19 protein-coding genes are annotated in these 25876 nt (G+C 44.7%); 3 read left to right on the top strand and 16 right to left on the bottom strand.

Going from position 1 to position 25876, the window contains the following annotated elements:
* Positions 1–174 precede the first annotated feature (174 nt).
* Entirely contained in the window at positions 175–1452 is a 1278-nt protein-coding gene (locus ACESMA_RS07470) for a hypothetical protein (RefSeq protein ID WP_372948162.1), read from the top strand.
* 121 nt (positions 1453–1573) lie between these two features.
* Positions 1574–2119 (top strand): gliding motility-associated C-terminal domain-containing protein, encoded by a 546-nt coding sequence (locus ACESMA_RS07465; RefSeq protein WP_372948161.1) that lies wholly within the window; start codon positions 1574–1576, stop codon positions 2117–2119.
* Here ACESMA_RS07465 and ACESMA_RS07460 read toward each other — a convergent pair.
* From ACESMA_RS07460 to ACESMA_RS07415, 10 genes are all read right to left on the bottom strand, one after another.
* Complete coding sequence (locus ACESMA_RS07460) at positions 2116–2409, bottom strand: hypothetical protein (RefSeq protein WP_372948160.1); 294 nt, start codon at positions 2407–2409, stop codon at positions 2116–2118. The two genes, ACESMA_RS07465 and ACESMA_RS07460, sit on opposite strands and share 4 nt — an antisense overlap.
* A gap of 11 nt (positions 2410–2420) precedes the next feature.
* Positions 2421–3092 (bottom strand): hypothetical protein, encoded by a 672-nt coding sequence (locus ACESMA_RS07455; RefSeq protein ID WP_372948159.1) that lies wholly within the window; start codon positions 3090–3092, stop codon positions 2421–2423.
* Between the two features lie 318 nt (positions 3093–3410).
* Positions 3411–3764: a hypothetical protein gene (locus tag ACESMA_RS07450; RefSeq protein ID WP_372948158.1), complete on the bottom strand. Its 354-nt coding sequence runs from the start codon at positions 3762–3764 to the stop codon at positions 3411–3413.
* A gap of 139 nt (positions 3765–3903) precedes the next feature.
* Positions 3904–5055, bottom strand: coding sequence for an ATP-binding protein (locus ACESMA_RS07445; protein ID WP_372948157.1), 1152 nt, complete (start codon positions 5053–5055; stop codon positions 3904–3906).
* 33 nt (positions 5056–5088) lie between these two features.
* Positions 5089–6072: an alpha/beta hydrolase fold domain-containing protein gene (locus tag ACESMA_RS07440; RefSeq protein ID WP_372948156.1), complete on the bottom strand. Its 984-nt coding sequence runs from the start codon at positions 6070–6072 to the stop codon at positions 5089–5091.
* Positions 6073–6560: 488 nt separating this feature from the next.
* Positions 6561–8117 carry a hypothetical protein gene (locus tag ACESMA_RS07435; RefSeq protein WP_372948155.1) on the bottom strand — a complete coding sequence of 519 codons (1557 nt, stop codon included), beginning with the start codon at positions 8115–8117 and terminating at the stop codon, positions 6561–6563.
* Positions 8118–8122: 5 nt separating this feature from the next.
* Positions 8123–10249, bottom strand: coding sequence for a ChbG/HpnK family deacetylase (locus ACESMA_RS07430; protein ID WP_372948154.1), 2127 nt, complete (start codon positions 10247–10249; stop codon positions 8123–8125).
* Positions 10250–10284: 35 nt separating this feature from the next.
* On the bottom strand, positions 10285–11370 hold the full coding sequence (locus ACESMA_RS07425) for a sialidase family protein (protein ID WP_372948153.1): 1086 nt from the start codon (positions 11368–11370) through the stop codon (positions 10285–10287).
* A gap of 39 nt (positions 11371–11409) precedes the next feature.
* Complete coding sequence (locus tag ACESMA_RS07420) at positions 11410–12897, bottom strand: sodium:solute symporter (RefSeq protein ID WP_372948152.1); 1488 nt, start codon at positions 12895–12897, stop codon at positions 11410–11412.
* Positions 12898–12915: 18 nt separating this feature from the next.
* Positions 12916–13839: a dihydrodipicolinate synthase family protein gene (locus tag ACESMA_RS07415; protein ID WP_372948151.1), complete on the bottom strand. Its 924-nt coding sequence runs from the start codon at positions 13837–13839 to the stop codon at positions 12916–12918.
* Between the two features lie 180 nt (positions 13840–14019).
* On the opposite strand from ACESMA_RS07415, the gene ACESMA_RS07410 reads away from it, so the two are divergent.
* Positions 14020–14874, top strand: coding sequence for an AraC family transcriptional regulator (locus tag ACESMA_RS07410; RefSeq protein ID WP_372948150.1), 855 nt, complete (start codon positions 14020–14022; stop codon positions 14872–14874).
* A 13-nt stretch (positions 14875–14887) separates the two neighbouring features.
* Here the strand turns inward: ACESMA_RS07410 and ACESMA_RS07405 are convergent, their stop codons facing one another.
* The 6 genes from ACESMA_RS07405 to ACESMA_RS07380 all read right to left on the bottom strand — a co-directional run bounded on the left by ACESMA_RS07405 (position 14888) and on the right by ACESMA_RS07380 (position 25874).
* On the bottom strand, positions 14888–15982 hold the full coding sequence (locus ACESMA_RS07405) for a PHP domain-containing protein (RefSeq protein ID WP_372948149.1): 1095 nt from the start codon (positions 15980–15982) through the stop codon (positions 14888–14890).
* 76 nt (positions 15983–16058) lie between these two features.
* Positions 16059–18386: a hypothetical protein gene (locus tag ACESMA_RS07400; RefSeq protein ID WP_372948148.1), complete on the bottom strand. Its 2328-nt coding sequence runs from the start codon at positions 18384–18386 to the stop codon at positions 16059–16061.
* A 9-nt stretch (positions 18387–18395) separates the two neighbouring features.
* Positions 18396–20180, bottom strand: a complete 1785-nt coding sequence (locus ACESMA_RS07395) for a metallophosphoesterase (RefSeq protein WP_372948147.1) — start codon at positions 20178–20180, stop codon at positions 18396–18398.
* A gap of 127 nt (positions 20181–20307) precedes the next feature.
* Positions 20308–22524, bottom strand: a complete 2217-nt coding sequence (locus tag ACESMA_RS07390; protein WP_372948146.1) for a hypothetical protein — start codon at positions 22522–22524, stop codon at positions 20308–20310.
* A 32-nt stretch (positions 22525–22556) separates the two neighbouring features.
* Positions 22557–24083, bottom strand: coding sequence for a calcineurin-like phosphoesterase C-terminal domain-containing protein (locus tag ACESMA_RS07385; RefSeq protein WP_372948145.1), 1527 nt, complete (start codon positions 24081–24083; stop codon positions 22557–22559).
* Positions 24084–24182: 99 nt separating this feature from the next.
* The gene (locus tag ACESMA_RS07380) at positions 24183–25874 is read right to left on the bottom strand and encodes a SusD/RagB family nutrient-binding outer membrane lipoprotein (protein ID WP_372948144.1); all 1692 of its coding nucleotides are present in this window, start codon (positions 25872–25874) and stop codon (positions 24183–24185) included.
* Positions 25875–25876: the final 2 nt, after the last annotated feature.

The following is a 25876-nucleotide window of genomic DNA, read 5'->3' as shown; positions in this document are numbered from 1 at the left end:
AGAATGCTATGATAAGAAAGGGCCGGGCTCAGCCACATTTTGTAAAAATGCGGCTGAAGCCTCCTCTCTCTGTTGTGATTCAAACCATTGGCTAAAGCACAACGGCAATATATTAAATACTATATTTTAAACAGGATTTTTGTTATTCGCCATTCTGAGATAACCATTAAAGTAATGAAACAAAAGATCTTTTGGATTGCAATCCTGGTATTACTCTTTTTCACCCAAACCAATGCCCAAACTTTTAAAGCCGGCGCTGCTTTGCGCGTAATCACACCTGAAAAACTGCTGCCCATTTCCGGTGGAATGGGAACGCCCGAATTACCGGTCGGAAAACAGGGCGACCTGTTTGTCCGGGCGCTGGTGCTTGAAAAAGGAGAAACGCGGGTGGCCATTGTAAGTATCGACAACCTGGGCTGGCCGGCGGTTTTGGGCGACCGTTCGCGGGAACTGATTAAAGAAATTCCGCCCGAAAACATTCTGATTGGCGTTACCCACACCCACAGCGCTCCCGATGCATACGCGTTTACCGATGAAAACGGGAACACCGGCGCCGATTTGGAATACCTCGACTGGTGCGTGATCCAAATTGCCGATGCCGTAAACGAAGCCCTGACCAACCTGGAACCGGCTGCCCTGAAAACCTCGGTGGGTGAAACCAGAGGAAAAATCGCCTACAATTATTACGCTCCAGAACTTTACGATCCACGCTGCGGCGTGATGCAGGCCATTGCCACATCCGGCAAAAACAAAGGGAAAACTATTGCCACGCTGGTCAATTATGCCACACATCCCGAAATTCTGGGTACCAAACGTAAACTCATCAGTCCCGATTTATGCGGACCGCTGTATGAACGGATTGAATCGAAAGTTGGCGGGGTAGCCATTTTTATGAACAGTGCGCAGGGAGGCATGGTAACGGCCGACAACCGCCGCGAAAACGGACAGGAAGCCAGCGACTGGAAAGAGTGCATTCGTATTGGGCACCTGATGGCCGACGAGGCGTTGCGCATTATTGAACCGGCGCCGGTGCAGGAAAATCCGGATTTGTTCTGTACCTCAAAAACAGTGGAATTTCCCATCGAATCGGAAGAAATGCGATGGGTTTTCCAACACTCACCGGTTTTAAAACAGGCTGTCCAAAACGAAGATTTCAGTAAAATTTCTACCCAGGTTAACCTGCTGAATATCGGCCAGGCACAGGTGCTAAACATTCCCGGCGAAGCGCTGCCCAACATCGGTTTTTACCTGAAACGGAACATGAAAACCAATCAGCCGTTCCTGTTCGGCCTCACCAACGATGCCTTCGGCTACATCATGACAAAAGAAGATTTCAACAGCTTCGAGCGATACAGCTACATCAGCCGCACCTCGCTCGGCGAATTCACCGGAGAAATTTTTGTGGAAGAATCGCTGAAAATGATTGAGGAGAATCCGGGGGTGGAAAAATGAGAATACGGTTTTTCACATTTGAATCAAAAAAGCCTTTTTATCCAAAAAAATTATCTACTGTTTTTTTTGTTAAGTTTGAAAAAAATAATTGTTTATGAATCAATAAACCAAATTTTTATCCATGAAGTACTTTGTTGCCTTTTTATCTCTTTTAGTTCTTTTAATTCTTTTTTCCTGTGAAAAAGAAAAATATTTTAGGTTGAGCGAAGATATTTGCAAAGCCTGCGATCAAAAATCTCTTCATCAAGTTGGATTTCATTCCATTAGAATCTTTCATATAATTACACCAAATGGAGATGGAATAAATGATTGGTTTGTTATCCATGATATAGAAGATTACAAGGATTCAAATATTTCTCTTTCAATATTTAATCGAGGAAAAAAACAAATTGCGAATGTAATTCCTGATGAAAAATATAATTATCTTGCCTGGAATGGCATTCCTGAAAGCAAACCGGATAGTGACCCTCAAAATGGGCTTTATTATTACAAACTCGAAATTGGTGACACAACCATAGAGGGTTGTTTTTTATCTTTAGCCACCTACAACCCTAATAATGAATATTATGATATAATTCCTCCTGATAGTGATTGTATAAATCTTTGTAGCATAGAATTTAGCGAAGATCCAATGCTATTTTCAAGAAGGCCATATCAAGATGATTAATTTAAAAAATTATAGATGTTTATCTGTTTTTCTGACTTGAGGAAATCAATGAATTTCATTATTTTTTCTATTGTAATAACTGTTACTTCTGAAAAATCTAAAACTTGTTTTTCATTCCAGTTTAAATTTTCTCGAATAATCTCAGCTAATTCATCAGAATCAATATTTTCTCCATTTTTAAGACACTCGTAGACAACGTTATAAAATCGTTTCATGTCATACGGATGAGCACTTTCAGGTGCAGTTCCTTTAATCCAACGAATTAAAGCATCTTTTGTATTACTTTCCATTTTTTATTGAGTTAAAGCATTTTTATTGAGTTCTCTTTTTGAATTTGTATGAAGTTTGCGAATCCATTAATATAGGCAAATTTTCCCAGTAAATCATCATCCCAACTTTGGATAACAATTTTTTTTCTATTATTGTCAGTTATAAATAATGAAGTTGCCTCATAAACATAAATTATTGGAATATTCCTGGGGTCTTCATTTTTTAATTCATTTCTAAAGTAGTCCCAATAAATTCTTTGTTTACTTTTTTTGTCAAAAATTATATCACAGATGGATTCTAAGTCAGGAACATTAATTCTAATTGTATTTCTATACTCGGTTGAATTTTTAATAATTTGTTCCAGGTTATATAAAATAAATCCTTGAGTCATAATCGCGCATTCTTCCCCATTGTTTACTTCAGCCTTTTCTAACATTGGAATCATCGTTTGGATATTTTCATCGGGAAGAAACAATAATTCAAAGTGTTCTTTAGGAGCCATTGAAAACCAAATTTGTAATACACCGCGGTATTTTGAATTTATTTCTCTGTCAATGCTCTTAATTGTTTTGGTTATTATTTTTAAAAATTCAAAATGAATTTTATCCGTCTCTGAATATATTATTGGTCGTAGAAAAATACCAAAAACACCTCTTGTCAAGAAAGTTTTCGTTGTGCCATGTTTCATTACTCCTCGTGCCATTCTTTGTCATTTTTTAAAATTTGCCCAAACTATGTTTTCTTTCTACCATTACATACACTATTTCTTATGAATGAAATATGATCAAACATCTTTACTTTAATAAATACTTCACATTTCGCATGTTTTTGTATTATGAACTGGATAGGGGAAAGAATCAGTAGAAGTTTTTTTGGTCCGGAATTCAACATAGGTTTTTGGTTTTTGTGTTGTTAAAATATTACGGGAGCTAAATTAGGAATTGTAACCGGAAAAAGCAAGCAGGGGTCTTTTTTATTGAGCTGGTGACTTGAAGTCACCAGCTCAATAGCAAAATATGCCCTATTTTACCTCAATGGCATAAAATTTTGCAGCCTGATTGCCTGTATTCACAGCGAAGTGTGTTTCGGCATCGCCCCAAAAAACAGTACCGGCTTTTAAATCAATCTCCTGCGATTTCCCATCTTCAGTGGTCAGTTTTACCGAAGCATCGGTAACCGCAATTACAAGTCTCGGTTTGTGCGTGTGTTTTCCTTCCCCACAAGCATCACCGCCCGGAGAACTGACAAACTCAGTAACCTTTACTTTTTCGTTTTCAAGAACAACCTTAACTGCCTCTTTTTCCGAATTGCTGTCATGGCCAAAACCCACCAATGTACAACCTGCAACAAAAAATACAACTAACAACTTTTTCATAACCAGAATTTTAAATTAAAACTTTATCATATCAATTCAAAATTACAGCGATTGGAATAAAGCTGTTTTTCTTAAAGGTTCAAATTTTTTACTTTATGGTCAAAGGTGTAATTCTCTTTTCACTTTGACGTCAGGCATTTTAATCAGTAGAAACTTGCAATGAAAAGCGAAATGTGCTGCCATTCCCCACTTCGCTTTCGACCCAAATTTTTCCACCGTGCATCTCAACAAACTCCTTACAAAGCAGCAGGCCCAGGCCGGTACCTTTTTCATTTTTCGTTCCGGCGGTTGTATAATTTTCTTCTATTCTGAACAGTTTCTCCAAAACTTCCCGGGAAATTCCTACTCCGCTGTCTGACACCGAAACGACCATTTTACCATCATTCTCCTGCGAACTGATTCTAATTTCCCCTCCCCGGTGGGTAAATTTTATGCCGTTGGAAATCAGGTTGCGTAATATAGTTCCAACCATCTTTCTGTCAGCAAAAACAGGCAAAATACCAGGCAGATTGTTGATGATGGTAATCGACTTTTGCTGAGCGACATTTTCCAGCAGGGCCAAAACTTCCTTCACCAAAACATTCAGTTCGAAAAACTCAGGTTGGAATTCCATACGCCCGGTTTGTGAACGGGCCCATTCCAGCAAATTAGTAAGCAGTTCCATTGCCCTGCCTGATGAATGCTGAATCACAGACGCATATTTTTCAATTCCGTTGTAATCCCCTTTTTGCACCTGCTCTGCCAGCAGTTCGCTAAAACCAAGAATACTGTTAAACGGGCTTTTCAAATCATGGGCGATGATAGAAAAAAACTTGTCCTTGGTGGCATTCATTTCGCTTAGGCGAGCCTCACTCTCTTTCAGCACCTGTTCAATGTGTTTTCGTTCGGTAATGTCGCGTACATTCAGCACCACCGACTGCACGGCAGGATTGTCCAGTTGATTGGTGCCGAACGCCTCAAGATAAACCCAACTCCCGTTTTTATGCCGATGGCGGTACTGAACACCGCCTACTCCCTTTTTGGCAACAATCTCCAGAAGCCCCTGCATTGTTTTTTCCCGGTCGTCAGGGTGAATCATTTTTTCAATCACCGGAATATTGGTCAACTCTTCTGGCTTGTAACCCAAAATCTTTTCGCACGATTCGCTCACGTAATGCTGAATTCCATCAGCGCCAATCAGCACAATCATATCGAATGAATTTTTGATGAGTTGTCTGAACCGTTCCTCGCTCTCCAGTTGCAACTCCTTTATCCGGAACTCTAATTCTTTATAAGTCGGTTTTTTTGGCATCACAACAAAGTTAGAAATATAAACCACTTACAATTAAAGGTACTTCTCAAAAAACGCCTCCATTTTCTGTTGCGAAAAATCATTTACACGTTTGGCGATGTCCATGGAGTGGGGCCATAGCGGCACCCGATAGTATTCGCACGGAACGCCCAGTGCATCCAGCCGGCTTTTCAGGGTGTCCGACTGACTAACAGGCACCAGCGTGTCGGAGGTACCGTGCAAAATCAGGGTTGGCGGGCACGAATCACTCAACCAGAAAATGGGAGAAGCCTGCTGGTACAATTCAGGTTTTTCGTTGTACGCATGGCCAATGAAACCGGTGACCAGCGGCTGGTTCTGTGCATATTCGGTAGTTAAGTCCACCGGACCGTAGATATCCACCACTGCTTTTACGCGGTTGGCAGGTTTTTCACCGGTATGCTGGGACGCCGGATTTTCCCAGCCGTACCCTGCCATCATGGCAAGATGTGCCCCGGCAGATCCGCCAATCAGGGCAATTCGGTTGGGGTCGTAGCCATAATTTTCGCCGTTTTTGAACAGCCATTCCACGGCCTCGGTTACATCTTCCACCGCCGCCGGATAAATGCTGTCGCCTTTCAGACGATATGTCACCGTCGCCGTCATGTAGCCTTTTTGGGCAAAGCTGGTCAGATAGACCAGGTAATCGGAACGTTTGCCGCTCCTCCACCCTCCCCCGTGAATAAACAATAGCAGCGGCAAAGGTCCGTCTGCATTTTTTGGCCGGTAAAAATCCATTTGCAACGATTTCCCGTTTATATTTTTGTACTCCACATTTTTAATTTCTTCAATGCTTTCAGGAATTTCCGGTTCCAGGTCGGCCAGCTTTTCGAGACCGGCACCAAGGGCAACCAGGGAAAGATTTTCAAAATGGTATCCCACCGGCGGTTTTTCAGGGAATAAAAAACCAAGGGTCCGCGGGGTGACCATCAGTAGACAAAAAAGAAAAAAGACCGCCAACAAGCCTTTCAGAATACGTTTTAAAATTTTTGATTTCATAAGTTTTATTTTTTACCGCAAAGATGCAGAGACGCAAAGGAGATTTTTGAGATTGTTGGATGTTGTTTGACGTTGTTTGAACCCTCGAACCTTCAAACTATCGAACTTTCGAACTTTTGAACTCTCAAACTTCCTTATTGCCAAATATCTTTGCTGTGGTGATTCCATCTTTTTAATATCCGGAAAAAATGCGGCAAAAGCAATTTACCCTTTTGGCTTCGCCATTTTCCCTAAACAGGGAAAAATGTTCTAATTTAATATGTGCTAAAGTTTCATCTTTAACAAAAAGTGCAATCATAACGTTCTCCCATTTTCAGGGGAAATACTGTAAGGAAGAAGGGTCAAAAGCATGTAGCTAAAATATATTACTATTACCCTTTTGGCTTCGCCATTTCTGCTTGTTTTGCAGGTTTTTCCGGTCTCCCGTCTTCCATCTTCGTGTTTCCCTCTTCAAGCTTCCAACTTCCAACTTCGTGCTTCCCACTCCTTCACTCCCCCAATTCCTCCAGCATCTCAAGTAAATTCCTGTGCAGAATGGGTGCTGTTTCCGGCCCCAGTGAGTTAACTTCGCCATAAGGTGCTTTCTCCCGGCCATAGGTGAAAGGCGCCTTCGTGTCCCACTGGCTTTTTGGAATGATATACCCGATTTCATCGTTGGCCAGTCCGATCACGAATTTATATTTTCCCGGCATCATTTCCCGCACCGGAGGAACCTCCAGCGGTTCAATCTCAAAATCGTTTCCTTCGGGCGCTTCCACCCCGCCGTTAATGATTTCAGGATAGATTTCGCCCGGGACGGTCACAAACGAAACCGGTCCCAGTTTAAACACTGCCAGTTCGGTGCGCATTTGCATCCATCCGGCAGTTCCGCGGTCAATTACCCCCAAAGCCGTTCCCAGCTTAAACAGGGTATTTTTTATGGGAAGTTTTAGTGTGCGCACCACCAGCGAAATCCCGGCCTTTTCAATCACTTCCGACGGATTTTCCATGGCATCCAGCGCCAGCAGTGCCAACTGGTTTCCCTGTGCTGCGGTTTTTTCAAAAGTTGGCTCAAATAACTCTTCCCCGGTAAACGGATCGATGATTGGATAGCTTGGATGTGTAGTCATTAGCCCACCAATAGCGCCGTTCAGATAAACTGCGGTTCCGCCAATGCCGGGTTTCACCAGACTGTCGCCGTTAAACAAGCCCTTCTCCACACCTTCCCTGAAAAAATGGGGAAAATCGGACGACACCAGCAAATTCCCGCTCCACAGGGTTTCGGGATGGTTGCCCCAGGCCAGCAGGCTGCCAAGTGTAGTTCCGTATTCCTTGTCAATGGCTTTGATAAACCGCAATCCCGAATCGAAAACCTCGGGCATTCGGGTATCTTTCACCTGGGGAATGGCCCCGGTTAAATCCTGCGAAATTTCCAGCCGCGCAGGCCGGAGGTTATTCACCGCAGCTTCCACCGACTTTGCCGTCTGCTCTTTCACAAACTGCAAGTACGCTTTGTCCACCCCGCTTTTCAGCGGATGTTTTCCCCAGAGGCCCATCAAATCGGGTCCTTCGTGCGTATGCGTTGAGGCAATAATCGTATAAGTCAAGCCCAAATCTTCGAGCAGCATTTTACGCACATCCACCACATCATCGTGCATAAAACCAATCACATCAAGAATAACAATGGCCAGCCGGGTTTTGCCGTCGTCGATGACCATGGTGCGTGCCCAGGTATCGTCATGCACACCATTGGCCGGTTTGTTGTTGCTGAATCCGGCAATCCACACCTTATCGAACTTACCGTTGCCATTGCCGTCGGTGAAGCTATCGCCGTCTTTCGGATTGTATTTGCCATCGTCGTTTTTATCCACCCAGCGGTCGGGAACCTCTGGTGTAATGGGCACTGCGGCAAACCCTGCTTTTAATTCCGAAGGGGAATCGTTCCGGATATTTAAATCGACGCTGTAACCCAGATGCCGATCTTTCATGTTGGAATAGCTCCAAAACGAAAAGCTGACTAACGCCAGAAGGAGGAGGATTCCGAATATTTTGAAGAATTTTTTCATCTTGCTTACTTCCTTTCAAAACGTTCCATCACCTCCCGCCATGTGGTGATGATGATGTCGTTTTCTTCGAAGAACCGGATGACTTCCGGGTCGGCAAACATTTGGGCTTCCCACGCCCGCTGCTGCCACGAGCCGGTTATTGTTTTCATATTTTCGGTTTCAAACGAGGGGTGAAAAATAATTTCGGTAATGCCGGGGTCCAGTGAATTCACCAGTTTGTAAAAGTTGTTTTTTACCTCTTCGTAGGTAGCTCCTTTGGGCACGCTGCCAAAGTTGTCGAGATGCGGAAGGTGGTAATTTCCAATCATTTCGATTACCTCTTCGTTTACAGGATATCCTACCTCACGATAAAAAGCAGCTACTTTTAGATTGGAAAGGTCGATGGCATTGGCCGGTATTTTATATTCCTCGGCCACCTTCAGAAAAACCTTTAAAAATTCAGGTGAACCATATAATGTTCCCATGTGGGTGTCGATGTGCGTGGGCGTTAATCCGAGGGCCAGCATCTTATCGATTTGCGCCCTGATTTCCATTTCCACTTCCTGTGGGGTGGCATTCATCACCACCTCCTGCACACTGCGCCACATTTGTCCATCGGGGTCAAGCAAACCGGGAACCTTTTCGGCGTCGGTGAGTGGCGGCCAGCGCCAGGTTTTCCATTCGCTGGTGAGTGTGAGGTGTACCCCAATATCAGCCTTTGGAACATTTTTCGCCCATTCCACAATTGGCACGGCATATTCGCAAGGCATCATCACCGCTCCGGACAGGATGTGATCGTTTTCGATATAGAATTTTCCGGCATCGTTGGCTTCCTTGCACATGCCCAAATCGTCCATGTGCAGGAGCAACACTTTTTTCCCCTTCGGAAAGCCCAGCTTTCCTGCATTGTTTTCAACGGTGCTGTTTCCTTTTACCCACTCCGGCATAAACGAAACGTGATTAATGGATTTCCCTTCGGATGTGTGATGCGAATAAGTCACGTGCACCCGGCCATCTTTGGTTTGAATGGCAGTAGGATAAGAAAAACTGCCTTTCCCTTTGGGCTCATATTCGAGGTAGCGCTTCCATTTCCAGGTGGCTCCTTCATCGTCGGAAAGTGAAACAGCCAGCCGGTTTCTGCCATCCTCCAAATCATTGTAAACCATCAGCCAGTGGCCGTCGGTGAGTGGTATGGCTTCCACACTGGCGCCCGGATTGGGAATATCTGTTTTTTTGGAAACACTCCAGGTGTAACCGTTATCTTCCGAAGTGCTGACAATGATCCGCTGCGGCGCATCGCCATTGTCGCGCATGTAAGCAACCACGGTTCCGTCTTTTTTCTGCAACAATGCAGGTTGAATATTTCCGCGCCCCACGATAGGCAGGCTGGGTTTCCAGGTATCGCCGTTGTCGACGGAAATGGCTACCAGCGAAACGTTGTAGCCGTCGGAATAAAGTGGCATTAACATCCGGCCATTTTGGAGTGTCAGAGGTTGAATGCGTCCCATCCAACCCACCTCACGTTTTACGGGGTCTTTGGCGGCTTCCACAATCATCCGTTCGTATTGCGGGGCATACTCGGCCCAGGCCAGTCCGGGCGGGTCCATTTCCCTGAAACCTTTTTCCAGCGCCTTGGCAAACTCTTCGCCTGGTTTAAGCAGAATCACATCCTGCCAATCCCATTGGGGGGCGCCTCCATTTTGGTAATTTGCAGAAATACGGGTTTTGAGAAGCGACGCTTCCCACCGGTTAGCCACCACCACCACCCAGGTGAGGTGCAGCCTGTTTTTTGCATCCAGAAAAAGAACAGGATTACAGTCTGGATTATCAGGCGTATCGGCCATTTCAAACGGTTTGCTCCATTGGGATTGTCCTTTTTTCAGGCGGGCGCCCATTACCGCCACATCGTTGGCTGTCCGCTCGCCCGAGCCCTCGAACCAGCACACCAACAAATCGCCGTTAGGCAGTTCCACCACCGAACTGCTGTGTACATGGTTTTCCTGCTTCGGAAAAATGAATTCACCAGAAAAGGATGTTTTTGAAATTTGCTGCGCCTCTGTCAATAAAGGTGCGATGGCAAAAAATCCGGCCAGCAAAAATATTCCGGCAGGAAACAGCCTAAAAACAACCGGCTGTTTGATTATTTTTTCCATAGTTTTTTGGTTTTTAAATAAATTTCAAATTGTAATTACATTACCGGCCATTTGCCATTTTGCATGGGTTTCAACTCGAATTTCGAAGGGTCGAGTACCACATGCTTAATTAATTTTCTGTTCCAGGTGTAAGTTATATGCACCATGCCGTCGGTAGTTTGAATAACTGCAGGATACGAATATTCTCCGTCCGGATCGGAATCATTTTCCAACAGAACGGCTGCCTGCCAATTCAGTCCGTCGGAAGAAACAGCAACATTCAAAATATTCCGGTTACCCCATTCCTCATCCGGGTCAACATGGTTGTAAACCAGCAGATGCCGACCATCTTTTAAAGTTACCGCATCGGTACCGGAGTTGGGATTCGGCAAATCAATGGGTTCCAGTTTGCTCCAGGTTCTTCCGTTATCGGTTGACCAGGCTGATAATATTTTCTTGTTTTTGCTGCGGCACAGAATCTGCAACTTCCCGCCCGGGTGTTTTAAAATGCTGGGCTGAATGGCAGCTATTTCGGTACCATCGTTAATGGGTTCGGTGCGTTCCCAGGTTTTCCCCCGATCGGAAGTAAACTCCATGTGCACCTGCCAGCCGTTGTGTTCGGTGCTGGTGGGGCAAATGAGTTCGCCATTGGGCAATAATTCAGGTTTATTTTTAATGGGACCGAAAATTTCTTCGGGCAACCGCATGCGTCGTGACCAGGTTTTTCCATTGTCGGGAGAAATGAGGAGTTGTCCCCACCAATCGCGCGGGTTCGGACCGTCTTTGTAAAACAGAAACAGTTCATCGCCATAATCGAACAACACCGGGTTCCAGGTAGGATAACGAAGATCAGAATGCTGCACACCGTTGGCCACTTCAACGGGCACTGTCCATTTGCCGTTGATAAACCGGCTGAACCAAATCCCCACTTCGGGATGTTTTTCATACTGGCCGCCAAACCAGGCTACTACCAGCCCATCCTCGGTTTGTGCAATAGTAGAGGCATGACAACTCGGAAAGGGAACATCCTCCGTTTTGTAAACAAATTCGGATTTAACCACGGCACGATCGCCTTTAAACGGGTTGTTCGCTAGCAGATTCATGGCTGAAATCATTAAAATAATTACAACTGTTGTTCTCATTCGAATATAACTTAATTAAACACTTATAAATTTACAGAATTATCTCTTTTTAAAAAAGAACTTCAAACTAACAAATCCCAACAGAAAAATAACCATTGTTCCAAAAACAATGGTGAGATTGCTGTGGAACGGACTGCGGAAGGCCAGCAGGTTTTCGCTGGTAAAATAAAGCGGGCTGAGGCTCATCCACACTATGACCAGCACTCCGGCAATTACGCCAATAATGGCATCGATACGCCGTGTTTTACTCGAAATAAATGCCAGCAGGAACAACCCCAGCATGCCGCCACTGAAGATGGAAGCCAGCGACCACCAGGCATCCAGCACACTCTCCACGCCAACCAGCGTTAAGGCAATTAAAACACCCAAAAACCCAATTGCTACAGACGACAGGTACAAAACTGCCATCGACTGCCTCTCATTGGCATTTTTGTTGATGTAGCGTTGGTAATAATCAGTTAAAATAATGGTCGCCGTACTGTTCAAACTGGTTGAAACAGTGCTCATTCCGGCGGCAAAAATGGCGGAAATCAGCAAACCTGTAATTCCGGTGGGCAATCCGTTCACAATAAAATGAGGGAACACTTTATCGCCGGCACCAGGCTGGTGCAACTCAGCAGGCAGCAACTCCGGCTGAGCGGTGTAATACGAAAAAAGCGCTGTTCCGATATAAAAGAAAATCACCGAAACCGGAACATAGAGCAGTGCACCAAACAAGGCCGACCCCTTGGCTTTTTTATCAGTGCTGGTAGCCATGTAGCGTTGCACGAAATTTTGGTCGATGCCGTAGTTTTGCAGATTGATGAACAGCCCGTAAATGAGCACCACCCAAAAAGTAGATTCGGATAGGCTTGCACCGAAACTTCCGAGGCTGAATTTGTCGTTTGCAGAGGCAATTTCAAAAATCTGCTTAGGCCCTTCGGGCATGGAAAAGGTTAAAACCAACGCAGAAACCACTGCACCCAGAATCAACACAATTCCTTGTATGGCATCGGTCCATACCACCGCACGAATTCCTCCCAGCATGGAATACAAGGTTACAGCAAATCCTGTTACAATTATTATTGTTTTGATATTAAAACCGAACAAGGCATTGATGGGCAGCGCCAGCAAAAGCAAAATAGCGCCGGTGCGCATGAGTTGTGTGAGAAGATAACAGGCCGAAGCATAAACTCGCGCCCAGACTCCAAAACGGGTTTCCAGGTAATTGTAAGCCGAAATGCTTCCTATTCCGCGGTAAAGCGGTACAAAAAATTTCACGGCCAGAATGGCTGCCACCGGAATTGAAAAACTAAAAACCAGGGCATTCCAGTTGGTGGAGAAGGCATTTCCGGGAAGGGCCAAAAAACTAATACTGCTAACAAACGTGGCAAAAATAGACATGCCCACAACCCAGGCTGGCAGGTTACCTCCGCCGGAAGTAAATTGCCCCGATGTTCTGTTTTTAAAAAAGAAGCTTGCGCCAAAAAGGACATTTCCAAAAGTAATCAGAATAAAAACAACAAGATCTAACGTTGGTAACTGCATATCTATCTTTTAACAGGTTCAGGTAAAAGTTGCTTTACCTATCATTTCTTTTATTTCCTCCACGTAGTTTTCAATGGTGTTCCGTTCGGCATAATCGAATTGCCTCAACGGATGTGCCACATAATCGTTGCAGATTTCCAGTGCGGCAAGTGCACATTTGGTGCCCACCGTGTAACGCGAAGTAAAAGTACCAACATTATAAATGGTATTGTATATTTTCAGCACAATCCGGCGCAAAAAGTCAATTTTTGTATAATCTTTTTCAACTGCAGAGCGGTAATAATCCACAAATAAACGAGGGAACATATTGGCGCCGCCCGCAATGGCACCGTGCCCTCCCTGAAGAATGGTTTCGGGGATAAAAATTTCAGTTCCTGTAATTACTGAAAAATCGGGTGCATATCGGAATGCGTCTATCAGCGACAAAAGGTACTGCATATCGCCCGAACTGTCTTTAACTCCAAGTGCTCCAAGCTCTTTGGCGTGTTCCACCGTTTTTACCGACATGTGCAGTTTGGTGTGCGACGGCATGTTATACAGCAAAAACGGTAACGACAACCGCGGCACCAAATCATCGAGGTAACACCGCATTTCAACCTGGGAAATTGGAACATAATAAGGTGGTGCAATTACAACCATGTCTGCGCCGGCGTCCTGGCACACATGAGCCATTTCCACCGAACCATCAAACGATGTATCGGTTATGCCAACCATTACCGGCACTTTATTACCAATCAGCGAACAAGCCAGCCTGACAAATTTTTCACGTAATTTGTACCTTAAACTGGTGGCCTCTCCGGTGGTTCCCAGTAAAAAAATACCGTGTACCCCGCCTTCAAGTATATGACTGATTAAATTTTCAATTCCCTGTTCATCCAGTTCATTATCATTTAAAAGTGGAGTAACAACAGGAGGTATAATTCCACGTAAAGGAAGATCCATAATTATTATAATATTGAAAGTTTTGTTTTTATCTCCAGCTAACAAGTCATTTTCCCTTATACAAAAAAACAGCAAACCGGCACAAAATGCTTGTTGAAAATTGTTTATTTCACATTAAATTTTGACCAATAATCAAAAAATATCTTTTATATTTACACTTTACGGTTAAAAAAAAACAATATGAGGTTTGTTTACGAAAAGATTGATGTTTCACATAAACATTCGTTCATCACCCGCCGGTATAAAATGGATCCTGATTCAGATAAAATCCACTCGCACAAAAATTTCGAACTCAATTACATTACCGCCGGTACAGGCCGTCGTATTGTGGGAAATCATATTTCGAGTTACACTAAAGGCGATTTGGTGTTGCTTGGGCCAAACATTTCCCATTGCTGGGAGGTATTGGAACCCGGACCCGATAAACAGGGGGAATGCGTGGTTACTCATTTTTATGAAAATATAATCAGTTCCAATTTTTTCAATATTCCTGAACTGGATGAAGTGGTTAACCTCCTGAAAGAGGCAGGTAGCGGAATCCTGTTTAAAGGCCCGAAAACCAAAAAAGTGGCCGAATCGCTTAAAAAAATGGTGCACATGGAAGGATTGGAAAGGTACATTGAGTTATTAAAAGTGTTCAGTCTTTTACTCCAGATTGAAGACCGGGAATACCTGGCGCTGCCATCGTCTATGCCCAACACTTACAACAAAGACCGCGAGCAAATTGACAAAATATATGAATATGTTTTCCAGAACGTGCAAAACGGCATTAACCTGAACGACGCTGCTAAATTGGTTTACATGGAGCCCAGCTCGTTTTGCCGGTATTTTAAAAAGAAAACCAGCCAGACTTTTATGGATTATGTAAAAAGTGTGCGCATTGGCATTGCGGCCCGGCTGCTGGCCGAAACGGAAAAACAGATTACGCAGATTTGCTACGAATGCGGCTATAACAACCTGGCCAATTTTAACCACTACTTTAAAGTGGTGATGAAAAAAACGCCCTCGGAATACCGGAAGGCGTTTCAGCAATAGTTGGTTTACGTTTCTATCTAATTCCAAACGGCTGGGTTCCCATAATAACCTCGCCTGGCCCAAAAATCTCGGCACGGACATATTTTTCAACTTCGGAATTCTCTTTCAGCGAAAACTGCGTTCCTCGAAAAACCACTTCCCCACCGGAAATCCAGCGAATGGAATCGTGTCCGGTTACGTTCACTTCAATTAGGCCTTTGCGGTTATTTATTGTTATATCATGTATTTCGGGCAGAACAGCAGCATGATGTCCCGATGGTGAATACACGTAATAACTGCGGCCTTCCTGCATTCCTTTGCGCACCCAGGTTTCGTTGAGTTCGGGCAAGAGCAAAACGTTCCAGTTGCGGCCCAACGTACTGCTATGGTGCATGTCGTCGTTGGAATAGGCCCACACCGGACGGCCGGGCATCAGCCTTGAAAGCAAGGCATCGTAAGTTCCCCGGTCAGTTGGATAGCGGTCGCCCTGGTTATAAATTTCCATACCAATGAGCTGATCAAAACGCTGATAAAAATCCACGTACCAATCGAGGTTAAACTTTTCGGGATTGCTGGCGGTGTATCGACCCGGATGGTAAAACATATTCAGTCCGTTTTTGGCTGCCACTGCTTTTAACGATTCTTCTTCGGTTTCCGTACCATTGTGGTCGTTAAAAAAACTGCCCATGTGGTGGTGCCGCGAAAGCTCGTTCCCCTGAATAGCCAGCATACCCAGTTGCTGCGGGTCACGGTTTTCGTAAACCAAATTCTGCACCTCGAGTTGCCCGCCCTCAAGTCGTTGATGTGCCCCATTGCTTGCCTCCAATTCAGCAAACGAAGTCCACGGATAAGTAACTTCGTTATGATCGGTAATGGCCAGGATGGTATATCCCAATTCATGGTATTTGTCCACTACGTTTTGCGGATTCATGCGGCCGTCGCTACGGGTGGTGTGCGTATGAAAATTGGCTTTGTACCGTTGGTGGTTCGCCCAGTCCACTTCGGCATACGGGTTTTGAATGTCCCATTTGGGCTGGCAACCGAAAAATACAAAAGCCAGCATCGTAAAAACAATTACCGGCAAAGAGCCGAAAAGCGATTTCATTGGAGAAAAAGTCTTGTTATTCATTTTGATTGTGTTTTTAAATTGATTTCAAAACTATCAAACTTTTAATACATGAACAAACTAATTCAAAAACATAATTTTAATACAACTCCGGTCGTGCCGGGCCATCAAACGGCGTTGCTCCCAATTGCTTCAATGGTTCTTGTTTCACACGAACCAAATCCGGATCATCTGTTTCGGGTGCTTCGATAAAACCATGATAGCGCCCCATCCAGTAATCGCGCAAAAAGCCGGTGGGTTCCATTATGCGATTCCCGTTACTGCCGCCATCCAAAGCAATGGCACTGCGGCTGGCACGTTTTATGGCCATTTCGCGCGGCGATATTCGCTTTCTGCCTCTTTCGTATGTTTTGTAACCAGGTTCCACAAACAGATCATCGCGGTGCGAATTTTGGTAGTTGTGCTCTGTGCAATCGAGCACCCATTCGCGCAAATGTTTCACCATTTTTTCCTCTTCACAATCATTGCCCGTAATGGCACCGTACACATAATTAAACCACGGAATCTGTTCCATGCGTTTCACTTCCCAGGTGCGTTCGAGGCTGCGCAGATAAACCGACCGCAGGGCAGGGTCTTTCACATAGCGGAGCAACGTGTAATAACTTCGGAAAGCATGATTGTCGTCCCAGGTGGCAATACTGGAAGGTGGAAAAACATTCTTTTGGCGAATGGTATTCGTATGGTAATCCCAGTCAAGGAGTTGCTGGTTGCCTTCTTTAAATTTTTCATCGCCGGTAAGTGCATAAGCCGTTTCCATAAAAGTAAGGGCTTCCAGTCCATTAATTCCGCGGTCAACATAACCGTACGGCCTCAGCAAATATTCCGGATTCCATCGGCCCCAGCGTGTTGTTTCGCCATCCATATCTTTTAAAACCCAGCCGCAGTCGATAATATAATCAGCCACTCTTTTCAACAGTTCCCGTGCTTCTTCTTTTTCTTTTCCTTCGGCTACCAATTCATAAAAAATGGAAACCGAATAGAACATGGCAATTACCTCATCGCTGGAGGTATCGCCTTTCCAATACCATTTTCCATCGGGAGTGGGGTACCATTTGGCCGGCAAGCCCCCCGAACCGCCCTTGCTCATTTCGTCCTTGTCGCTGGTGGTTGACCAGATTGCCCGGGCAAAAAATCCATCGATGGGCACAATCCGTTCCAGCCACAACATGGCTTTAAAAGATTCAACCGCCTCTTTCCTCGCTTGCCCGTCGCCGGTAACGGCATATTTGAATGACATGGCTGCCAAATAGGGAGAAGTATGACCTCCATCGTTGTCGCTGATTTCGCGCACCCACTTCCCGTCTTTTTTATAAACGGTGTGAATAAAACCCAACCTTTTGTGGCCCCATTCTTCGAGGTGGCGTTCGTAGTAATCGGCTTTTTTGCGCAAGGTAAACGGTTCGTATTCAATAATTCCCAAACCGCCGTCGGTTGCAATGTAAACTTTGTTACCGAACACAGCAATGTCGTTCACTTTATTATTGGGCAGCCAGAGGTCGGCGCCAAAGTAGTGCCATTCATCATCAATAAAACGCACTGCCCCGCGTTCGGTCCCAATCCAGATGTCCTGCGCAAAACCCTTTTCCAGGCAGGTGGTGTTTTCCACGGGCAAACCGTCGTTTCCTTTTATTTCGTATATAGATGCGCCTCTTAATATGCCCAGACCGCGGTCGGTAGCTACAAACAGCCTGCTTCCCAGGCTCAACATGTCGCGGGTGTTTTTTGAGGGCAGCGAACCCCAGTCGATAAAATCGCTGTTGACCACCAGCCCGTCGAACAGAATCAATTCGCCCGGACGGAGGATGTACAATGTCCCGCTGTACGAGGCAATCCGATCGATTGGCCCGATTTTAACCGGTTCGGCATGAAGTTGGGTGCCATCTTCCATCACCATGGTCACATTGCTGGTGTGATAGCCATTTTCAGGTTTCAGGCTGATTAACCGGTTGTTTTCCAGCCTGTAAATTTCATCCCGGGTGGCTGCATGAACCGCCCCGTTGTGTAAACAAACATCCACAATCTTTCTGTCGTCAACTCGTTCCCAGTTGGTTCCGTCGAACGAAAACAGTCCGTTTACGGTAAGCGCCCAAAGTTTCGAGCCCACGGTTTTAAGTCGTTCAGCACCGGCTGGTGCGTTGTTTACTTCTTTGAAGTCCGTTCCATCCAAAACAAAAATTTGATTCTCCATTAAAACGTAGCAATCCTCATTCAAAACCGCTACCGAAGCAATGGCCGGTTCAGTCGGAATTTTATGCGAAACTTCCTGAAGGTAAATTTCATCTTTCTGAGGTTCCCACAAGCGGTTTTCCACCCGAAAAAAATCCTGGGCAAAAGTTGTTGCCGGAATTAAAAGTACCAGCAAAAACAAATTCCTGCAAAAAACTGATGTACTGCAATTTATTTTCATTTCAAATTTTTATTTGGTTATTTCGAATGCATCAATCACCTCTCCGTCAAAATTCACCGACTGGTAAAAAAGTTGGTTTCCGTCGATTTGAATGTGTTGGTACAGCCAACAGTCCTGTTCCCGCACGGCGGCATAAGGTTCATCGTCAATTTCTTCATTCCGCCCGGGAATTCCGAGGGAAATAATGTAGGCTGTTCCGTTATTGTATGAATCCACCACCTGGCCGGCTTTCATGGGTTTGGAGCGCATGTAGTAATGAATGTGGCCACTGAATACCATATTCACATGGTACTTGTCGAATACCGGAATCCACTCTTCCTGGATGTTTAGATAAGGTTCTTCCCAGTTGTAGGGAGGAAAATGGAACACTGCAATTTTCCAGGTTGCCTCTGAATTGGCCAACTGCTTTTCAATCCATTCCGTTTGCGCTTCCACTAACGATGTGGCGTCAAGCATCAGAAAAAGTGTGTTTTTGTATGTGAACGAATAGGTTTGCTCCTTTGGAACACCATCGGGCCCATTTGCAGGATAACTGAACATATCGCGGTACATTTTGGCGCCCAGGCCCAACCGGTTGTCGTGGTTTCCGGGGACATTCATCAGTGGTTTTTTGCGAATCACCTCTTTGGAGTATTCAAAAAGTTCATCCCACTGGTTGCGGTAGAGGCCGTCGCCCACCAAATCACCTGCAATGGTATAAAAAGCAACTTCAGGATGGGCAGCTTCGGCTTTGTAATGCAAATCGCCAAACTTTTTTTTATGGTGCACATCGCCAAACCAGATAAATGAAAAAGAGTTGTCAACAGCGGGCGTAGAAAAAACTCTGGCTTTTGCCCAGTCGGATTCTGGTGCAATGAGATATTCATAACTGGTTCCCGGATGCAATTCCTGTAGCTTGCCTGTAAAACGGTGAATGAACCTGTCGTTCATCAGTTCGCGGTCTTCCATCACATATTTTTCAGGTATAGCCGTTTGAAAATCATAACTCCCTGCAACGCGGTATTTTACTTCACCGGTTTCCACTGAAGTATTTGCTCGCCACTGAATATCGATGCTCGTTGACGGATCGGCACTCCACGTGAGCAAAACCTGGTCGGGCTCTGCAGATGACGGGAATTGTGTTTTGCGGAAAGCGCCAATCAGGTGCGACTCTTTTCCCCGGCCGCGAATGGTAGTGAGCAATTTTTGGCCCTTCAATTCTTCGGGAACATCCTGCAGAACCAGTTCGGTCCAGTCGTGGTAAGTGAATGCACCGTCATCCAAAACACCAACATACTGGTTTTCGGGAATAAAGTTCGACAATTCCAACTGGTCATTTTGGTTTTGAGGCGCCACTGCAACAAAGTAGTGGTAGGCAAAATTTTCGAATCCGTTAATTCCCAGTTCCACCGTTCCTTTGTCAAATTCTTTTTGCCACACTTCGTAGGTGTGGTATTCATTTCGCATTTCCAAACCGGTTTTTACGAAACCACCGGATTCGAGCCAAAACGGCATGGCTTTCTGACTTGTGCTACGCATAATGGAAACCACTACCGGCACATTTACATCGAATACCCAATGCCTGGTTGAAAGTACTCCCAGATCGATTTCGTCAAACAACGACATGGCCTTTTGCTGATCGATTGCTTCCAGTTCATCTTCACCCATGGTAGCGTAAAGTTGGGTAATGGCTTCATCCATAACCTGTTCAACCGAATTTGCCGGTTGTGTTTGTTTTTGCGAACAACCTGTTAACGACAGGACAAATGCACTTACGAGAAGAATCCTAAAAAATCTGATATTCAACATATTCATTTCTGAATGTTTTTCAATTAAAAGAAAGAAGCGCACCGGTTGTTTTTGCAACCGCATGCGCCTTTCCAAGTCAACGAACTAAACTTTATTTAAACAATCTATGGAATTTTTCATCAAAACTTGTAATCTATTCGATAACTTCCAGGTAGCGTCCCAGCCAGTAAGGCAACAACCAAATGTCGCCGGCACTGTACTCAGACCGGCCTTCGCCAGCAGCATCCAGCCCAAAACGGTTGGCATTGTGCCGCCTGACGGGTAGTTCATCGGGGGGCAATACTTCTTTAATGGTTTGCCTGCGGAAATTTTCTGGAATAAGCTGAATGTCTTTCCTGTGGCTGTTTTTTACGGTCCAGTCGATTAAATCCAACGGATATTCCTGCAAATACCAAATGGCTTCATCCAGGTCGAATTCGTGGCTAACCATTGCTGTAAACAAATTCCAAAGACCTTCTTTTTCCGGGCGCTCATGTTCCCAATGGTCGATGATACTTTCCCGAAACTTAGCTTGCAGGGTATCGTTAAACGCATAGCGGTAAAGGTCCCAGTAGCCCAAATAATACATTTCGTCGTCGGAGTGGTTCCACGATTCGGACAACATGGCAGCCCAATCGTCAGCACCTTCGGGCGCTTTGCCAATTTCCTCCATGGGCCGCATAAGGTTTTCGAGGTAACCGTAGTCGTGCATCAGTTCGAAAGCCTTTTCCTTATAAATTTCCTTTTTTGTGAAATGATAAGCTGTTTGCAGCATGGCCACAATGTTGGAGCTGTTCAGTTTGCGGTCGCCCACAGAAGTTGGAAATCCGTTTACATACTCAGGGTTCCATCGCCCCCAAGTGGTCGGTTTTCCGTCGTAATCAATAAGGTAAAGATCGTTGTCCACAATATGCTGCATCAGTTCGTCAAGCAACCTGACAGCCTTGTTTCTAAGCGGTTCCACATCGATGAGTTCGGCAATGGCGCCAAACACAAACACGTGCCCAATAGCTTCATCGCTGCTGGTAGTAGCTTTCCAGTCCCACTCTGGGTCGGAGGAATGTTGCCACCGTTCCGGATCAGACAGAATATCGATGTAACCACTGCGCTCGAACGAACGCGACGGAAATCCCGGCACCGGGTTTATGGTGTAAAGCCGTTCCATGGCATCCAGCGATTCAATGGTATTTTGCAGTGCTTCTTCTGATTGGGTAACCGCATATCGGAATACCTGGCTTCCCAGGTACATGGAAGTCCAGAGTCCATCGTTATCGGAGTCGTCCAGATAACCGGTGGACAAATCTCCGTTTGTCATTCCACTTAGAGATGCATTGAATCCGTTGCGGATATGGCGAAGACGCACCTGCTTCCCGAAGTAATTCGCCTTTTCTGCTAAAGTAATTTCCTTGAAAAAAATCTGTCCCAGGCCTTTGTCAGTTAAAATCAAAACCGAATTATCGGGTCCATCGACAATGTCAATTACCCGGTTTCCGGGCAGCCAGCGCTCTCCATAATAATAGTTGAATTTTCCGTCGTTACGCTGCATAAAAGCACCTTCGGGCGAACCAAACCACACCTTGCCGTTCACCTCTTTTACAACGGTAATTTCCGGCACCGGGAGTTTCGATTTCATTTCACCCATTTGTTTTTGGGAAATATTGTTGACTTCAATATACCCATTGGGTGTGCCTATTAGGGTTTTCGTTCCAAAACCAACCACATCGAATGAAGTGAATCCACTGCCTTCGAAAAATGGTTTTAGCTCTTTACCTTCAGACGAAAATGTAAAAAGTGCCCTTGATGTTAAAATCCAGAACTTTTGGGTTGCCTGATCATATTTCAGGTCAAGAATCTGTTCCGGAGTTCTTCCTTTCCAGAGCTCTTTGGAATCTTTCAGCAATTTTAAATCCCTGCCGCTTGCCAGCAAAAAGGTAAAATCAGCTCCGGCAGCAAACAGTTTTGCACCAGGCATTTCGTGTTTAGAGAAAAGTTCTCCGGCCCATGCGTTGCTCAGAATGGCTTCATCGTCAAGATAAATTAGTTGCTGCTGATACGCTGCCAGCCCGGCAAAATTTTTATCGTTAAACGGGCGGTGTGTGCCATCTTTTTCAAGCGTTCCGGGATACAGAAACGCACCGGCATGAGGATGCAACAGACCGTTGGAAGCCAAAACCTGAATTTTTCCGTTGCGGTCGGCTGCCACCTTTCTAAGGGTTACACCCGGTTGGTTGAAATAGTATTTAATGCTGTAATCCTGAAGGAATGGCGCATCGAAATGAACAGGCTTTCCTTTTGGGGTAGCAGTTTCCGGCATCATCCCTGCCAGAAAAAATGTAAAAACAATAAAGGTGACTAAACTATTTTTATTCATGGTTAATGTATTGATTTTTAATCTTTTATTTTTCATTTCCGAACCCGGAAAATCCTGTGGCCAGTCCAGGTTTGGTTAAACATATCAGTTGTACGCACAGTAACAGTATGTGTTCCGTTTATAAATCCTTCAGGAAGTTTTCCCTGCCACATATGAGTTGAAACACTGGGATAATCCATTTTATATCCGAAAACGTATTCGAGGGTTTGACAATCGATTTCCTTGTCCAGAACCGGACTAAGCCGGTGCATCCGCAAACATTCGGGGTCGATGGTTGCCAACTGCTGCATGGGAATCCATTCCGCTGTTTTTCCTACACGCATTTCCACTTTGGAACGGCTGGAACCGGCAAAAATATTGGCCAGCACATGCGTTGTCTCCATATCGTTTTGTGCCAGTTCATCGGGCAGGTAAATGTTCATCTGGTAATCTGCCGGTCGGCGGGCAGCTTTAAATTGAATGCTGTATTTATTCCCATCAAAAGTAATGATGGAATATCCGTTGGGCGCTCCGTCGTTCATGGTGGCATGCGGAATACCCACTTCATCGTGCAGTCCGCACCACCAGCTTCCGCAAACTGTTGCGTTGATTAAATGGTGATGTGGTTCCAGTCCTTTCCATCCCATTTCCTCATCCACAAAAACATGGATTTGCTCGTGCACATGACCCGAAACGGAAAAAGTATGTTTTCTGTTCTGCAGAATCTGATACAACCTGTCGCGCGTATCGATTCGAACCAGGGGAATGTGCATCATGAGTACCACCAGTTTATCTTCCGGCACAAACAAAAGGTAATTTTCAATAAACGAAAGCTGTTCGTCGGTAAGATGTGCATGGTACTTTCCTTTTTCATTAAAAAAAACATTGTTTAAACCGATAAACGCCACCTGTCCGTATTCAAAAGCAAAGGTGGACGGGCCAAAAAATTTACGAAACGTTTTGTCTTTGTTTGCATTGCGCTTTTCGTCGCGGTCGTGGTCGTGGTTCCCAAAAATGTTGTACCACGGAATGCCAATCTGCCCGATTCCCTGGCTTACCCCGGCAAACAGGTTGGGGTCGTCGGCTACAATATCACCCAGCGAAACGCCAAAAACCGCATCGGTTTCCATACATTCTTCCACCACATCGTGCAAAATAAAATTGACCTCGCGTAAACCACGGGCCTGTGTATCACCAAAAAACAGCACCGAGAATTTATCTTTTTCGTTAACCGGGTAAAGTGGAAAATGAATCTCCTCAGAGGATTTACCCTTTCCCGACAAATAATAATGTTGCGGAATATTGTCCTGATTCACCGGAACAGCATAACCGGCAGGTTTAATAACAAAAACAGAATTTGTGTTTTCGAAAGGCAGTTCCCATTTCCCGGAAGCATCGGTTTGCACCACCGTTTTTCCGTTGGAAACGCATACGCTGGCAATTCCGGATTCAGTATTTTCAAATACTCCATTTTTGTTTTCATCCAGAAATACAGTTCCGCGAATGGTTTTAGCCGCCGAATTCCCTAATCCGGATGTAATAATTCCTGAAAAAACAAAAATGAAAATAAAACGAATCATTTTTTGACTTCTGCTAAAAATGAAAAGAGAAAGAATAGAAAAAAGTAAAAAAAGGGGCAAAGGGAACACCTCTGCACACCTTTTTTTATTCATTAACAATTAATATGGTTTATTGCTACCCTGCAGCAACCAGAATTTAGACCAGGAACTGTCTTTCCCATCAACAGCGGTAAAACTGGTTTCTTCCAAATTCTGAATTGCATTTTGATAATTTGCTGCGTTTCTGGCTTTTTCGGCACTACCGTATTCAAAACGAAGTGGCATGGCATCGCGCAATCCGCGCGGACCAATGGTCAGTTCAGGATAACCTGTTCTTCTCCAGTCGCACCATGATTCATGGGCAACCGTCCAGTTGGCAATCCATTTTTGAACCATTATTTGCTCCAGTGTACCATCGTATGCAACACCTTCTTCTGCCATGTATGCAGAATAATTACTATCAACACCCCAGGTAGCAAAAGAAGCTTCAACACCTTTTTCGTACCATTCCTGCTGTGAGCCCACTGACCAGCCTTTTTGGGCTGCTTCGGCCAGAATAAAACACAATTCAGCATAAGAAATCAGTCGGGCTTTGAGCATATCGCCCGAAGCTTCTTTGTACATGTCGGACAAAGCTGAATTGTGCACATTAGGTCCACCCTGAATAGGCTGTGGATTCAAGTTCCAGGAAGACCCGTCTCCGATTGTTGATGCAATGGGTAAACCAGCATATTCCATAGTGTCGATGAGCTGCTTACCGGCTTCAACATCAGCTACCCAGGTTTCTTTATTATAAACCACCATGTTGTTGGCGGCCATAAAATCTGGATGCAAATATCTAACGCCATTCACAATTTCATCTTCGCCGTATTGATCGGAGACTTTAATGGGAATTACAACCGGGTTGAACCACACACCAATACGAGGGTCATTTAAATCAACCAGCACATCCCTGAAACCGGCACAAAGCTGAATTCTGTCGAAATTACTTTCACTGGCATCGAAAGCAACTGCAGCGGGCCATGAATCTCCGCTGGATGATCCAATAAAGTCCATCGTTGCATCATCTTCAATGGAAGTAAAAATCGGAAAGGTTGAAGAATTGGAAGTAATCTCCTCAATCCCCGCTTTGGCAAAATCGGGCAATTTATCAGAAAGCCGCATATAGTATCTTAGCATTAATGAGTTGGCCATTTTGCGCCATTGAGCTGGACTTCCGCCATAAATTACATCGGCTTCGGGACTAATCCCTTCATATTCTCCGGCTGATTTCGAAAGTAATGTATTTGCAGTTTTCAATTCCTCAATAATTCCTTTATAAATTGATTCCTGCGAATCGAACACAGGAAACAGATCTTCCTGTTCGCCGGCAGGGGCATTCAATGCAGCACTATAAGGAGCATCACCCCAGGTGTCGGCAATAATTCCGAAATTGAATGCACGGATAACTGTGGCAATTCCCATCTGAAATTCCATACCTTCTTCTTCAGCTCTTTCATACAAATGACTGGCATTGCGAAGGTTACTGTACCAGTTGCTCCAATCGCGTTCCTGGTTCCAGTCGAATTTATTTAATTCACTTCCCCAACCGCTTTTTTGCACATATTGCATCACGCCTGCAAAATCACCATTGTAGTTCCTTTCCAAATAGGGTTGTGCAGTTGAAACAATTATGGTTGGTACTATCAGGTTGGGATTTACAATTGCGGGGTCCACTCCGTTTGGATTTATATTCAATTCGGTAAAATGTTCTTCGCATGAAGAAAAAATTATTACCGATAAAATCAAAAATATTCTACTTAATGTTTTCATTT

Source organism: Mariniphaga sp. (assembly GCF_041687215.1).
Taxonomy (GTDB): domain Bacteria; phylum Bacteroidota; class Bacteroidia; order Bacteroidales; family Prolixibacteraceae; genus Mariniphaga.
This window is presented reverse-complemented; position numbering and strand designations above follow the sequence as displayed.

Bases quoted from the DNA above. Each gene is read 5' to 3' on its own strand.
- ACESMA_RS07470 (WP_372948162.1), top strand. From the start codon at position 175: ATGAAACAAAAGATCTTTTGGATTGCAATCCTGGTATTACTCTTTTTC.
- ACESMA_RS07465 (WP_372948161.1), top strand. From the start codon at position 1,574: ATGAAGTACTTTGTTGCCTTTTTATCTCTTTTAGTTCTTTTAATTCTT.
- ACESMA_RS07460 (WP_372948160.1), bottom strand. From the start codon at position 2,409: ATGGAAAGTAATACAAAAGATGCTTTAATTCGTTGGATTAAAGGAACT.
- ACESMA_RS07455 (WP_372948159.1), bottom strand. From the start codon at position 3,092: ATGGCACGAGGAGTAATGAAACATGGCACAACGAAAACTTTCTTGACA.
- ACESMA_RS07450 (WP_372948158.1), bottom strand. From the start codon at position 3,764: ATGAAAAAGTTGTTAGTTGTATTTTTTGTTGCAGGTTGTACATTGGTG.
- ACESMA_RS07445 (WP_372948157.1), bottom strand. From the start codon at position 5,055: ATGCCAAAAAAACCGACTTATAAAGAATTAGAGTTCCGGATAAAGGAG.
- ACESMA_RS07440 (WP_372948156.1), bottom strand. From the start codon at position 6,072: ATGAAATCAAAAATTTTAAAACGTATTCTGAAAGGCTTGTTGGCGGTC.
- ACESMA_RS07435 (WP_372948155.1), bottom strand. From the start codon at position 8,117: ATGAAAAAATTCTTCAAAATATTCGGAATCCTCCTCCTTCTGGCGTTA.
- ACESMA_RS07430 (WP_372948154.1), bottom strand. From the start codon at position 10,249: ATGGAAAAAATAATCAAACAGCCGGTTGTTTTTAGGCTGTTTCCTGCC.
- ACESMA_RS07425 (WP_372948153.1), bottom strand. From the start codon at position 11,370: ATGAGAACAACAGTTGTAATTATTTTAATGATTTCAGCCATGAATCTG.
- ACESMA_RS07420 (WP_372948152.1), bottom strand. From the start codon at position 12,897: ATGCAGTTACCAACGTTAGATCTTGTTGTTTTTATTCTGATTACTTTT.
- ACESMA_RS07415 (WP_372948151.1), bottom strand. From the start codon at position 13,839: ATGGATCTTCCTTTACGTGGAATTATACCTCCTGTTGTTACTCCACTT.
- ACESMA_RS07410 (WP_372948150.1), top strand. From the start codon at position 14,020: ATGAGGTTTGTTTACGAAAAGATTGATGTTTCACATAAACATTCGTTC.
- ACESMA_RS07405 (WP_372948149.1), bottom strand. From the start codon at position 15,982: ATGAATAACAAGACTTTTTCTCCAATGAAATCGCTTTTCGGCTCTTTG.
- ACESMA_RS07400 (WP_372948148.1), bottom strand. From the start codon at position 18,386: ATGAAAATAAATTGCAGTACATCAGTTTTTTGCAGGAATTTGTTTTTG.
- ACESMA_RS07395 (WP_372948147.1), bottom strand. From the start codon at position 20,180: ATGAATATGTTGAATATCAGATTTTTTAGGATTCTTCTCGTAAGTGCA.
- ACESMA_RS07390 (WP_372948146.1), bottom strand. From the start codon at position 22,524: ATGAATAAAAATAGTTTAGTCACCTTTATTGTTTTTACATTTTTTCTG.
- ACESMA_RS07385 (WP_372948145.1), bottom strand. From the start codon at position 24,083: ATGATTCGTTTTATTTTCATTTTTGTTTTTTCAGGAATTATTACATCC.
- ACESMA_RS07380 (WP_372948144.1), bottom strand. From the start codon at position 25,874: ATGAAAACATTAAGTAGAATATTTTTGATTTTATCGGTAATAATTTTT.